This is a genomic window from Leifsonia sp. McL0607, from assembly GCF_049993355.1.
Taxonomy (GTDB): Bacteria; Actinomycetota; Actinomycetes; order Actinomycetales; family Microbacteriaceae; genus Leifsonia.
In genome coordinates this window covers 1,151,875-1,165,254 of record NZ_CP188253.1, presented here as the reverse complement: position 1 = coordinate 1,165,254, position 13,380 = coordinate 1,151,875, and the positions used below count along the sequence as shown (strand labels likewise).

Here is a 13,380-nt window from a genome sequence, read left to right as displayed (position 1 = left end):
GCCCCTGGCACGACCACGCCCTCCCGCACGCAGCTGAAAGGCCGGTGAGATGACCGCACTCCAGGAGTCGCCCGCGACCACGACGTCGGCGCCGCCCGCCGCGCCGCCCACCGAGCGTCGACAGCGGCGCCGCAGCCGCACGTATGCCACCTCGGCGCTCAAGCACACCGGGCTGATCGCGCTCTCGATCGTGATGATCTATCCGCTGATCTGGCTGGTCGTCTCGTCGTTCAAGCCGAACGACTCGATCTTCACCGACCTGAGCATCTTCACCTCGAACCTGACACTGCAGAACTACGTCGACGGCTGGTCGTCGCAGGGCCTCCCCTTCGGCGTCTTCCTGGCGAACTCGTCGATCATCGTCGTCGGGGCGATCATCGGCAACCTGGTGTCGTGCTCTCTCGCGGCGTACGCGTTCGCGCGCTTGAACTTCCGGTTCCGCACGCTCTACTTCGTCATCATGCTGGGCACGATCATGCTGCCCATGCACGTGGTGCTCGTGCCGCAGTTCATCATCTTCAAGCAGCTGGGCTGGCTGGGCACCTTCCTCCCGCTGGTCGTGCCCAAGTTCCTCGCGACCGACGCGTTCTTCGTGTTCCTGATGGTGCAGTTCATCCGCGCCCTCCCGAAGGAGCTCTTCGAAGCGGCCCGCATCGACGGCGCAGGACACCTGCGCTCGTTCGTCCAGGTCACCCTCCCGCTGATGGTGCCCGCCCTCGCGACGACGGCGATCTTCACGTTCATCTGGACCTGGGGCGACTTCTTCGGGCCGCTGATCTACCTGCGGACCACGAGTGTCTTCCCGGTGTCGGTCGCGCTGAAGGGCTTCGTCGATCAGCAGTCCACCTCCGACTACGGAGGGATGTTCGCGATGTCCGTCGTCTCGCTCATCCCGCTCTTCGTCGCGTTCCTGCTCGGCCAGCGCTTCCTGGTCAAGGGGATCAGCACGACGGGCAGCAAGTAACCGAAAGAGAGCAATGAACACCCGTATCCGATATGCCCTGGTCGGCGCCGGCTCGCGTGCCCAGATGTACCTCGACGCCATCGCGGGAGTGCACGCCGACGTCGCCGAGCTCGTCGCCTGGGCGGACACCAACCAGGGCAGGCTCGACTGGTACGAGACCCGGCTCGTCGCCGCGGGCGTCGCGGCTCCCGCCCGGTTCGACCCGGCCGAGCTCGCGGAGACGATCGCCGGCCACGGCATCCAGCGCGTCATCATCACCTCCCCCGACCACACCCACGCCCGCTACGTCGTCGCAGCGCTCGATGGCGGCGCCGATGTCGTGGTCGAGAAACCCCTGACCACGAACGAGCAGGGCGTGCGTGCCATCGCGGAGGCGGTGGAGCGCACCGGCCGTTCCGTCACGGTGACGTTCAACTACCGGTACTCGCCGCGCAACAGCGCCCTCAAGCAGGTGATCGCCTCGGGCGGGATCGGCGAGGTGACCTCCGTGCACTTCGAGTGGCTGCTCGACACCGCGCACGGCGCCGACTACTTCCGCCGCTGGCACCGCGACAAGGCGAACTCCGGCGGGCTGCTCGTCCACAAGTCGTCCCACCACTTCGACCTCGTCAACTGGTGGCTGTCCGACTCTCCATCCCGTGTCTTCGCCAGCGGGGGCCTGCGCTTCTACGGCGCCGAGAACGCCGGACGGCGGGGGCTCGGCCCCCGGCCGTCGCGCGGCACGGTCGACTCGCCGCTGCGCGACGCGTTCAGCCTCGACCTGCGCGAGGACCCGGTGCTGCGCGGTCTCTACCTCGACCAGGAGGGCCACGACGGCTACCTCCGCGACCGCGACGTCTTCGATCCGGGCATCACCATCGAGGACAGCCTTTCGCTGGTGGTGGACTACGACCGCGGCGCGTCGATGTCGTACTCCCTGAGCGCGCATTCGCCGTGGGAGGGGTACACCGTCGGCGTCAACGGCACTGCAGGCCGCGCGGAGCTCACGGTCGTCGAGCGCGGTGCGGTGCTGCTCGGCGACGAAGGCCGACCGGTCGTCGACCCGAGCGCCAACCCCGACCGGGTCGACCGGGAGAGCGGGCGGCCGGTCGGTGAGCGCATCGTCGTGCAGCGCCACTTCGGCTCGGCCGTGGAGGTCCCCATCCCCGAGGCCGCCGGTGGCCACGGCGGCGGAGACGCCGAACTCCTCCGTGAGGTGTTCGTGGGCGGCACGGAGGCGGACGCGCTGGGTCGCGCGGCCTCCTGGACCGACGGTGTGCGCTCGATGGCTGTCGGACTCGCGGGCAACCGATCCCTTGCGACCGGTCAGGCGGTTCGCACGGCCGACCTCCTGCTGGGGCCGGCGTCCGAGGCGCTGCGGGGGTCCCTCCGATGAGCCGGTACCTCGTCACCGGAGGCGCCGGGAGGCTGGGGCGCAGTGTCGTGACCGGTCTGGCCCAGGCGGGCCACGACGTCGTGTCCGTCGACCGCCTGTCGGTCGACGGACTGCCCGCGACCCAGCTCGTGCGCGACCTGACCGACGCCGGTGCGCTCCGCGCCGTGCTCGCCGAGCACGAACTCGACGCGATCGTGCACCTCGCCGGTATCGCGGTGCCGTTCAGCGCACCGGACGACGTCATCTTCCAGACCAACACCTCGCTCAGCTACACCGTTCTGGAGGCGGCCCGCGAGGCGGGCGTGGGGGCAGTCCTGCTCTGCAGCAGCCCGACGGTGATCGGCTACAACGCACCAGAGGGCTGGGCGCCGACCGACCTCCCGATCACCGAGGACCACCCGGTCGCTCCGTGGAACGCCTACGCGCTGGCGAAGGTCGCGATCGAGGACCTCGTCGCCGCTCAGGTGCGTATCGGAAACCCGACCCGGCTGGGCGTGTTCCGTCCATGCTTCGTCATCTCGCCCGAGGAGTGGGACGGCGCGCCCACCCAACAGGGTCACACGATCCGCGAACGTCTCGACGATCCCGCCCTGGCCGCGGTGTCGCTGTTCAACTACGTGGATGCGCGCGACGCCGCCGACTTCGTCCTCGCCTGGCTGAGCCTGCCGGACGCCGCGCCGAGCGGCACGGTGTTCTTCGTGGGCGCCGCGGACTCCCTGGTGGCCGAGCCGGTCGGTGACGCGCTCGCGCGGCTCGTCCCGGAGACCGCCGCGCTCGCCGGGCGCCTCGGACCGAGGGACCCGGTGTTCTCCAGCGACCGCGCCGAGCGCCTTCTCGGCTGGAGGGCACGACGCAGCTGGCGCACCGAGCGCACCGAGCTCGCCGAGCGCGCGGAGCTCGCCGAGCGCGCGGAGCCGGGCGCATGAGCGGGCAGACAGCCGGCGGGCTGGCCTTCGGCGACGGAGTGCTGTTCTTCCCCGTCACCCCCTTCGACCGCTCCGACCGCATCGATCACGCCCTGCTCGCCGAGCATGTCGCCTCCGGCGTCGAGGCCGGCGCCGCCGGGGTATTCGCGGCGTGCGGCACCGGCGAGTACCACGCCCTGTCGGCGACGGAGGCCGAGGCCGCGGTCGGTACGGCGGTGACCGCGACGGCCGGGCGCGTGCCTGTGCTGGCGGGCGTCGGCGGCCCGCTCGCCCACGCCAGGGATGTCGCCAGAGCCGCTGCCGCACGTGGCGCGCAGGGCCTCCTGGTCATGCCGCCGTACCTGGTGCAGGCGCCGCAGGAGGGGCTGATCCGCTACGTGCAGGCCCTCGCGGACGAGACCGAGCTTCCCCTCATCGTGTACCACCGCGGCAACGCGGCGCTGACCGAGGCCACGGTGGAACGCCTGCTCGACCTCCCCCTGGTCGCCGGGATCAAAGACGGCGTGGGCGACATCGCGCTCGCGCAGCGGTTCGTCCTCGCCGCCGAGCGCTCCGGCCGCGAACTGCTGTTCTTCAACGGACTGCTCACCGCGGAGCTCAGCCAGGCCGCCTACCGTTCGATCGGGGTGCCGCTGTACTCGTCGGCGGTCTTCGCCATGGCGCCCGACATCGCGACGGCCTGGTTCGACGCCTACCGCGGCGGCGACGACGAGCGTCAGCGCCACCTCCTCGAGCACTTCTTCGTCCCGCTCGTACGCCTGCGCGACGAGACTCCCGGATTCGCGGTCTCGCTCATCAAGGCGGGACTGCGGCTGGCCGGCCTGCCGGTGGGGCCCGTGCGCGCTCCGCTCGTCGACCCGAACGCCGAGCACACGGAACGGCTGCGCGCGATCCTCGCCTCCGGGCGGGACGCCCTGTGAGCGTCCCGCTCGTCGCGGGCGTCCGCACCCGGCTGATCACCATCCCGCTGCGGCGGCCGTGGGGAGCCGACGTGACGGACCTCCGGGTCGTCGAGGTGGAGGTCGCCGACGAGAGCGGCGACCGGGGCTACGGGTTCTCGTGGACGCCCAGCATCGGCGGCACGGCGGCCCAGGCGCTGATCGAAACCGACCTCGCACCGTTCGCGGCCGGGCGCCCGGCGGAGCCGTCGTGGTGGGACGACGCCTGGCGCCACCTGCACGAGGCGGGGGGCGGCGGGATCACGACGATCGCCCTCGCGGGACTCGATCTGGCGCTGTGGGACCTCGCGGCCCGCCGGTCGGGGCGCAGCGTGACCGAGGCGATCGGCCGGCGGCACGACGCGCTCGTCGCGTATGGGAGCGGGGTCAACCTCCACTACTCGATGGACGAGCTTGTGGCTCAGGCGACGCACTGGGTCGAGGCCGGATTCGGCGCGGTCAAGGTGAAGGTCGGCAAGCCGGACCTCGCCGAGGACGTGGAACGCCTGCGTGCCGTCCGCGATGTCATCGGCCCCGATCGCGCCCTGATGGTGGACGCCAATCAGCGCTGGGACCTCGAGCGGGCGGTGGCGGCGGCGGCAGCCTTCGAGCCGGCACGGATCGCCTGGCTGGAGGAGCCGCTGCGGGCGGAGGACCTGGGTGGTCACGCGGAGCTCCGGCGACGGACGGGCGTGCGGATCGCGGTGGGCGAGAACCTGCACACCGAGCACCGGTTCGCCGAGTACCTCGACGCCGGTGCCGCGGACGTCCTGCAGCCCAACATCGTGCGGGTCGGCGGGATCACTCCCGCCCTCCGCATCGCACGCCTCGCCGAGTCCGCCGGAGTGGAACTGGCGTTCCATCTGCTGCCCGAGCTGTCCGCTCAACTCGCCTTCGCCATTCCGCAGGCCACGCGCATCGAAGTCGTGGAGGACGCGGGATTCGCCGAGCTCGGCGCCCTGTCCGCTCCGTCGGGCCTGGCGGTGGTCGACGGCGCCGTCACCGGAGGGGCTGCGCTCGGACTCGGGCTGCGATTCCGGTGAACATCTCGACCGCATGGGAGGAACAACGATGACCGACGCACTCACGATCGAACCGGCGCACCGGGCGAGGCCCGGGTCCGAGTCCGACTCCGGCTCCGGGGAGGTCGACCGTGCCGTGCGCGCTGCCGATCTCGCGTTCCGGACGAGCGTGCGGAGCCCTGCAACGGATCGCACGCGCTGGCTGCGGACCGTTGCGGACCGCCTGGACGACGCCGCAGACGAGCTGATCGCGATCGCGACCGCCGAGACCGGCCTCGCGACGCCACGTCTGGTCGGTGAGGTCGCACGGACCACCGGCCAACTCCGGATGTTCGCCGCGGTGATCGAGGAGGGCTCCTACGTCGAGGCGATCATCGACCACGCCGCAACGTCGGCTACGCCGCCACGTCCGGACCTCCGGCGCACGCTGCGGCCGATCGGTCCGGTCGCGGTCTTCGCCGCCTCCAACTTCCCCTTCGCGTTCTCGGTCGCAGGCGGCGACACGGCCTCGGCGCTTGCCATCGGCGCACCCGTCATCGTGAAGGCGCACTCCGGCCACCCGCTGCTGTCGCTGCGGACGGCGGAGATCGTGAGCGCCGCGCTGGCGGAGGCGGGCGCACCCGACGGGCTGTTCGGCCTGGTCGGGGCGGCGGCCGATGGTTCGTCGCGCGCGATCGGCATCGAGCTGGTCGAGCATCCACTGGTCGCTGCCGCGTCGTTCACCGGTTCGGTGGCGGGCGGGCGTGCGCTCGCAGACCGTGCCGCGGCACGCCCTGAGCCGATCCCGTTCTTCGGGGAGCTGGGGAGCCTGAACCCGGTCGTCGTGACGGCGGAGGCAGACGCCGCCCGCGGGGAGGCGCTCGCCGCCGGGCTCGCCGGATCGTTCCAGGGGAGTGCCGGTCAGCTCTGCACTAAGCCGGGGATCGTCTTCGTACCGCGCGGCTCGGTGCTGGAGGCCGCGCTTCCCCCGCACGTCGGCGCGGCGCCGCACCGCCTTCTGACCGAGGCCATCGACGGAGGCTTCCGCAACGGGGTCGAGCACCTGGCCGCCGTACCCGGCGTCGAGCTCGTCGCCGGAGGGATCGGGAGCGAGAACGGCCCGGCGCCCGTCGTCTACGCCGTCGGGCTGGACGCGTTCGCCGACGACCGGCACCGCGACGTCCTCACCCGCGAGGTCTTCGGGCCGACCACCCTGCTGGTCCGCTACGACGCGCAGGACGCCCTGCTGCCGGTGCTGACCGAACTGGAGGGCTCGCTCACCGCGACGATCCACGCCGCCCCGGAGGGGGAGCTCGTGCTCGACGGCCTGGTGGAGGTGCTCGCCGCCCGCGCGGGCCGCCTCCTGTTCGACGGCTGGCCGACCGGCGTCGCCGTCACCTGGTCTCAGCATCATGGCGGCCCGTGGCCCGCGACGACCTCGCAGCACACGTCCGTGGGGGGGACCGCGGTCCGTCGCTTCCAGCGCCCGATCGTCTACCAGGACGCCCCTGCCGCCGTGCTGCCACCGGAGCTCCAGGAAGACAACCCGCTCCGCATCCCGCGCCGCGTCGACGGCGCCCTCCGCCTTCCGAGCCGCCCCTGAGCGCGCTTCCTCCCGCGAACGCGAGGCGGCGGAGTGTCCGCCGCCTCGGGCCCCACTTTGCGCCGTATCGGCGGGGCTGGGTGTGTCCGGGGTCCGGGCGGGGGCGTGCCTCGGCTCGGTTCTTCCGGAGTCTTGGCGGAGTTCGCTGCGAGAATCCGGATGAACGGACTCTCGTGCGGTGTGTCGTCTGTGACCTCCGGAGTTGCCCGCACGGCCCACGGAGTGTCCGTAACTCCGGAACCTTGTGGGGACACGCCGGTGTTGGGGCCGTTCCGCCGGAGGTTCGCAGGCGGGGGACCGCGAACTCCGGAATTGCTCGCAGCAACGCGCGCTGCCCCCGGAGACAGCGCGTCTGCGACGTGTCGCCTGGACCCCGTAACGACAAGACACACGCTAGGCGCGGCGGGTGCGGGGGTGCGCGTCGCGGGTGCGGCCGGTGAGGCGGTCGTCGAGCCAGTGCGCGGCGATGAGCCGCGACGGGCGCGACGTGCGCGGCTCAGCGGGGGCGCGATCGGGCTGCGGGCCGCGGACGAGCGGGGAGGCCGACCGGTCCACGCCACGCGCGCGGGTGCGCGCGTCGGGCTCGAGCAGTATGCCGTCTCGCACGTCGAAACGGACGGCATCCCGCTCGCCCACACCCTCCCCACGGAGGCCGGGGCCTTGCTCCGCCGTGCCTTCGAGGTCGCCCTCCAACTCGGCGTCCGCGGGCGCGGGCGCAGGCAGCCGGATGGCGAAGAACGGGAGGGTGAGACTGCAGAGCGGGCCGACCAGCAGCGCGAACGCGAGCGTTCCGATGCCGACGTCGCCGCCGAGGAACCACCCGATCACGAGCACCGTCAGCTCGATGGCTGTGCGCACGGCCCAGATCGGCCGGCCGGTGCGCGCGTGGAGGCCGGTCATGAGGCCGTCGCGCGGCCCGGGCCCCAGCTTGGGTCCGATGTAGAGCCCGGTGGCGACCGCCAGCAGCGCCAGGCCGGACGCGAAGAGCAGCACCTGCGCCCAGAGCTGCGTCTGCTGCGGGATGAGCCACAGGCCGAGCTGCGCGCTCGGCCCGACCAGGAGCACGTTCAGCACGGTGCCGAGGCCCGGTCGCTGCCGCAGCGGGATCCAGAAGGCCAACACCACCACACCGACGATGTTCGTCACGAGCCCGAACGGGATGCCGGTCTGGAACGAGATCCCCTGCGCCAGCACGTCCCACGGCGAGACGCCGATCCCGGCACGGACCATCAGCGCGATCGCGATGCCGTACAGGAGCAGGCCGACCAGGAGCTGGCCGATGCGGCGGACGAGAAGGAACCGAGACATAGTGACAATCCAATCGATCGATTGGCCTTACATCAAGATGCCAATTCGGATAAAGTGGCCCGCATGTCCGACGCGCACGTGACCGCCCGCTCCCTCGAGTCGCTCCTCGGCGACTGGCGCGGGGCGGCCCCCGGCTACCAGTCGCTGGCCGACCGGGTGCGTTTGTTGGTGCTCGACGGTCGCATCCCGATCGGCACCCGGCTGCCGGCCGAGCGCGACCTCGCCGGTCGCCTCGGCCTCAGCCGCACCACGGTCACCGCCGCCTATCGGCAGTTGCGCGAGGGCGGCTTCCTCGACAGCGTGCGGGGCTCCGGGAGCGTCGCGCGGCTTCCCGGGCCGACGCTCGCCCTGCCGCTGGCCGGCGGTGAGGGGGTGCTCGACTTCACGAAGGCGGCGCTGCCCGCTGCCGCGTCCCTCCCGGCCGCCGCGCGTGCCGCCGCCGAAGAGCTCCCGCACTTCCTGCCGGACTCCGGCTACGACCCGATCGGGCTCCCGCACCTTCGTCAGGCGATCGCCGACCGCTACACCGAGCGCGGCCTCCCGACCTCCGCCGAGCAGGTGCTGGTCACGGTCGGTGCGCAACAGGCGATCGCGCTCATCGCACGCACCTTCCTCTCGCGCGGCGACCGGGCTCTCGTGGAGATGCCCACCTACCCGCACGCGACGGAGGCGCTCAAGCTCGCCGGGGCGCGGCTCCTCCCGATCACCGTCACCCTGCCGGAGGACGCGCCGCACGCGCTCGGGGCGGAGGAGGAGGACGGCTGGGACGCCGACGCCGCCGAGCAGGCGATCCGGCGCGCGAACCCGACGCTCGCCTACCTGATCCCGGACTTCCACAACCCGACCGGCGCCTCCATGTCGCCGGCCACCCGGGAGCGCCTGCTCGCCGCGGCGGCCGCCCACGGGACCATCGTGGTGGGCGACGAGACGACGGCCGACCTCGACATCGACCGGGTCGGCGAGTACCTCCCGCTGCCGTCGTACGCTCTCAGGAAGACGGGAGATGCGCCGGTCCTGCTCATCGGGTCGGCCAGCAAGAGCCTCTGGGGCGGATTGCGGATCGGCTGGATCCGGGCGGAGCGCCCGCTGATCCAACGCCTGATCGCAGCCAAGCCGTCGACCGACCTCGGCACCCCGATGATCGAGCAGCTGGTCGTCGCGCGCATGCTCCCGCAGACGCGCGAGATCGTGGAGGAACGTCGGGTGCAGCTGGCCGCGGGGCGTGCGACCGTGCGGCGGCTGGCGGAGGAGGTCTTCCCGGACTGGCGCGTCCCGCCCCTCCACGGTGGCCTCGCGGCCTGGATCGGCATCGGCGCGCCGGTCAGCTCCGCGCTCGCGCTGGCCGCACGCAACCATGGCCTGCTCATCGCGGCCGGCCCGCGCTTCGGGCTCGACGGCGCGTTCGAGCGGTTCCTCCGCGTGCCGATCACATACACCGAGGACGAGACGGAGCGGGCGTTCGCGGCGCTGGAGCGTGCGTGGGCGGTGGCGTCGGCGGAGCACGCCCCCTACTTCGACGCGGCGGCGCTGCCCAACGTGGTCTGAGCGCCGGCGGCGGGCCGACGAGCGGCTCGATCCCGGGCTCGCCCGTTTCCGGGTGGGCTTTCGCGAGAGCCTGGAGACCCTGCTCCTCACCGTGATCCGGGGCCTCCGAGCCGGCCGAAGTGGTACCAAGGCATGAGGAACTTGCACAGCCTGCAATGAGATACTTTGGCGGCGTCATTGTCGTCGCCTGCCAAGCACACACTTCCGCCGAGGGGATCCTCCGTGCACTATCTCGCTGTCCTCAGCATGAAGAACCGCGCCCTGATCGCACTCGTCACGATCGTCGCCGCCGTCTTCGGCGGCATCGCCCTCACCAACCTCAAGCAGGAGCTCATTCCGTCGATCTCCTTCCCGCAGCTGGTCGTGCTGTCGACCTACCCCGGTGCGTCGCCCGAGGTGGTGAACCACGACGTGAGCACACCGGTGGAGGCCGTCATCCAGGGTGTGCCCGACCTCGAGTCGACCTCCGCGGTCAGCAGCACAAACCAGTCGATCATCACGGCGAGGTTCACGTACGGCACCGATCTCGCCACGGCCGAGCAGAAGATCGACCAGGCCATCAACCGGATCAAGTCGACCCTGCCCTCCGGGGTCGAGCCGCAGGTCCTCTCGGGATCCATCGACGACCTTCCGGTCATCCAACTCGCCGTCACCGGCGACGCGGACCAGCGCACGCTGGGCGACGACATCACCAAGCTCGCGCTGCCCGACATCAAGAACGTGACAGGGGTCAACGACGCCCAGCTCGTCGGCGAGGTCGGCCAGCGCCTCACTATCACGCCCGACCCGGCCAAGCTGGCCGAGGCGGGGGCCACCAGCTCCGCGATCAAGAGTTCCCTGCAGCAGTACGGCGTGCTCCTCCCCGGCGGCTCGCTCACCGAGAACGGCAAGACCCTCACGATCCAGTCGGGGTCGCAGCTGACGTCGGTGGCCGACATCGCGTCGCTGCCGCTGGTCAAGGCGACGGCGGGACCAGCGGGCGCCGGGTCGACCGGCACGGGCTCGGCGGGCACCGGATCGGCGCCGGGCGCCGGATCCGCGCCGGGTCAGCAGGGCGCCGCCGGTGCCGGACCCGAGCCAGGTCAGCAGGGCGCCGCCGGTGCCGGTTCCTCGGCGAGCCAGCAGGCAGCCGCGGCTCAGACGGCGACCGCCGCCTCCACCCCGGTCACGATCGGCGACGTGGCCACCGTCGCCCAGACCGACGACCCGGTGACGTCGCTCTCGCGTGTCAACGGCAAGCCGGCGCTGACCATCGCGGTGACCAAGCTCCCCTCCGCGAACACCGTGGAGGTCTCGCACGGCGTCTCCGCCCTCATCCCCGACCTCGAGACCAAGCTCGGCAACGGGGCGAAGATCACCGTGGTCTTCGACCAGGCGCCGTTCATCACCCAGTCGATCAACTCGCTCGCCGAGGAGGGCCTCCTCGGCCTGGCGATGGCCGTCATCGTGATCCTGGTCTTCCTGCTCTCGGTGCGCTCGACGCTCGTGACCGTGATCTCGATCCCGACCAGTGTGCTCATCACCTTCATCGTGATGTGGGCGAGCGGCTACACCCTCAACATCATCACGCTCGGCGCGCTCACGATCGCGATCGGCCGCGTCGTCGACGACTCCATCGTGGTGATCGAGAACATCAAACGACAGCTCGTGTCCGGAGTGGACAGAGCGGTCACGATCGTGCGCGCCGTGCGCGAGGTCGCCGGCGCGATCACGGCCTCCACCATCACGACCGTCGCCGTGTTCCTGCCGCTGGCGTTCGTGGGGGACGTCACGGGTGAACTGTTCCGGCCGTTCGCGCTCACCGTCACCATCGCGCTGCTCTCGTCGCTGCTGGTCGCGCTGACGATCGTCCCCGTGCTCGCGTACTGGTTCCTGCGCACGCCCAAGGCGCGCAAGCACGAGGGCGGCGACCACGACGACGAGGCCGCGCACCTGCCGATCGCCGACGCGATCGCCTCCGGTCACGACGAACTGGAGCACCCGTCGATGCTCCAGCGGGGCTACCTGCCGATCATCCATTGGACGCTCAAGCACTCGTGGACGACGATCGTCGCGGCCCTGGTCGTGCTGGTGCTGACCTTCGCGGCCTTCCCGTTCCTGAAGACGAACTTCCTCGGCTCCAGCGGGCAGAACTCGCTGACCGTCACGCAGAAGCTCGAGTCAGGCGCGAGCCTCCAGGCGCAGGACGATGCGGCCAAGAAGGTCGAGCAGAAGCTGCTCGACACCACGGGCGTCAAGACCGTCCAGGTGTCGATCGGCTCCAGCGGCTCGTCCCTGCGCGACGCCTTCACCGGCGGAGGCGGTGCGACGACGTTCTCGATCACGACCGATCCGAACGCCGACCAGGAGCAGCTCCAGACCACGATCCAGAACGAGCTCGACGGCATCACCGACGCCGGCGCCATCCAGGTCTCCGCGTCCAGCGGCTTCGGAGGCTCGACGGACATCGCGGTGAACATCACCGCGACGAGCGACGCCGACCTCCAGAAGGCCACCGACTCGGTCGTCGCCGAGCTGCAGAAGCAGAAGTCGCTCAGTCAGGTCAGCGACAACCTGAGCGCCTCGCTGCCCTACGTGTCCGTGACCGTCGACCGCACCAAGGCGGCGCAGGTCGGTCTGAGCGAGGTCGCCGTCGGCACGATCGTGTCGCAGACGATGCAGCCCACCCAGATCGGCACCGTCGCGATCGACAACTCGACGCTCAAGATCTACCTGCAGACCGACAACCCGCCCACCACGGTTGCGGGGCTCTCCGAGCTGCCCATCCCGACGGCAACAGGCGTCGTGCCGTTGAGCTCGATCGCGACCGTGGCCGAGGCGAAGGGGCCGTCGACCGTCACCAGCCAGCGCGGCCTGCGCACGTCCACCGTGACCGCGACGCCGGGCGACAACCTCACCACGGCGAACCAAGAGGTCACCAAGGCGCTCGACGCGGCCGACCTGCCCGCGGGTGCGACCGCCAAGATCGGCGGCGTCTCGTCGAGCCAGTCGAGCGCGTTCGGGCAGCTGGGGCTCGCTCTGCTGGCGGCCATCCTGATCGTCTACATCGTGATGGTGGCGACCTTCCGTTCGCTGCGGCAGCCGCTGCTGCTGCTGGTGTCGGTGCCGTTCGCGGCGACCGGCGCGATCCTCCTGCAGCTCGCGTCGGGCATCCCGCTCGGCGTGGCCTCGCTCATCGGCGTGCTGATGCTGATCGGCATCGTCGTGACGAACGCGATCGTGCTCATCGACCTGGTCAACCAGTACCGGGCCAGGGGTCTCTCGGTCGCCGACGCGGTCGCTCATGGCGCCTCCCGGCGTCTGCGGCCGATCCTGATGACCGCGCTGGCGACGATCGCTGCGCTCACGCCGATGGCGATCGGCCTGACCGGCCACGGCGGGTTCATCTCACAGCCGCTGGCGATCGTGGTGATCGGCGGCCTGCTGTCGTCCACGGTGCTCACACTCGTCGTCCTTCCGACGCTGTACAACCTGGTGGAGGGCGCCCGCGAACGGCGGCTCGCCCGCCGGGCGGCCAGGCGCGGCGACGGCGGCGGCTTCGGGGGCGCTGGTGGCGACGGCGGCTTCGGCCCCGAGGGGTCGGGACCGGGCGGCGCGGGTGGCGCGGAGGCCGGCTCGGACGCGGAGTCTCCCAAGCCTCCCGTGTTCACGACGCCGGCCGGCGGCCAGCAGCTCTGACCTGACGCCGAGGGGCACGTTAACGCCCCTAAAACTCAGTTT

At 71.4% G+C, this 13,380-nt stretch carries 9 protein-coding genes; 8 read left to right on the top strand and 1 reads right to left on the bottom strand.

Annotated elements, in window-relative coordinates; genetic code table 11:
* Positions 1 to 49 precede the first annotated feature (49 nt).
* From ACPPVW_RS05585 to ACPPVW_RS05560, 6 genes are read left to right on the top strand one after another with little or no spacing between them, the layout of a single operon-like run.
* Positions 50 to 964 carry a carbohydrate ABC transporter permease gene (locus ACPPVW_RS05585; protein ID WP_426625533.1) on the top strand — a complete coding sequence of 305 codons (915 nt, stop codon included), beginning with the start codon at positions 50 to 52 and terminating at the stop codon, positions 962 to 964.
* Between the two features lie 13 nt (positions 965 to 977).
* Complete coding sequence (locus tag ACPPVW_RS05580) at positions 978 to 2,339, top strand: Gfo/Idh/MocA family protein (protein ID WP_426625532.1); 1,362 nt, start codon at positions 978 to 980, stop codon at positions 2,337 to 2,339.
* The gene (locus ACPPVW_RS05575; RefSeq protein ID WP_426625531.1) at positions 2,336 to 3,265 is read left to right on the top strand and encodes an NAD-dependent epimerase/dehydratase family protein; all 930 of its coding nucleotides are present in this window, start codon (positions 2,336 to 2,338) and stop codon (positions 3,263 to 3,265) included. Before ACPPVW_RS05580 ends, ACPPVW_RS05575 begins: the two co-directional genes overlap by 4 nt.
* The gene (locus ACPPVW_RS05570; RefSeq protein WP_426625530.1) at positions 3,262 to 4,185 is read left to right on the top strand and encodes a 5-dehydro-4-deoxyglucarate dehydratase; all 924 of its coding nucleotides are present in this window, start codon (positions 3,262 to 3,264) and stop codon (positions 4,183 to 4,185) included. Before ACPPVW_RS05575 ends, ACPPVW_RS05570 begins: the two co-directional genes overlap by 4 nt.
* Positions 4,182 to 5,246: a mandelate racemase/muconate lactonizing enzyme family protein gene (locus tag ACPPVW_RS05565; RefSeq protein WP_426625529.1), complete on the top strand. Its 1,065-nt coding sequence runs from the start codon at positions 4,182 to 4,184 to the stop codon at positions 5,244 to 5,246. Before ACPPVW_RS05570 ends, ACPPVW_RS05565 begins: the two co-directional genes overlap by 4 nt.
* 28 nt (positions 5,247 to 5,274) lie before the next feature.
* Positions 5,275 to 6,807, top strand: a complete 1,533-nt coding sequence (locus ACPPVW_RS05560; RefSeq protein ID WP_426625528.1) for an aldehyde dehydrogenase (NADP(+)) — start codon at positions 5,275 to 5,277, stop codon at positions 6,805 to 6,807.
* Between the two features lie 393 nt (positions 6,808 to 7,200).
* On the opposite strand, the gene ACPPVW_RS05555 is transcribed toward ACPPVW_RS05560, so the two are convergent.
* Positions 7,201 to 8,115, bottom strand: a complete 915-nt coding sequence (locus ACPPVW_RS05555; protein WP_426625527.1) for a YczE/YyaS/YitT family protein — start codon at positions 8,113 to 8,115, stop codon at positions 7,201 to 7,203.
* Between the two features lie 63 nt (positions 8,116 to 8,178).
* Here ACPPVW_RS05555 and ACPPVW_RS05550 point away from each other — a divergent pair, with 63 nt between their 5' ends.
* Entirely contained in the window at positions 8,179 to 9,660 is a 1,482-nt protein-coding gene (locus ACPPVW_RS05550; protein ID WP_426625526.1) for a PLP-dependent aminotransferase family protein, read from the top strand.
* A gap of 222 nt (positions 9,661 to 9,882) precedes the next feature.
* Positions 9,883 to 13,338 carry an efflux RND transporter permease subunit gene (locus tag ACPPVW_RS05545; RefSeq protein ID WP_426625525.1) on the top strand — a complete coding sequence of 1,152 codons (3,456 nt, stop codon included), beginning with the start codon at positions 9,883 to 9,885 and terminating at the stop codon, positions 13,336 to 13,338.
* Positions 13,339 to 13,380: the final 42 nt, after the last annotated feature.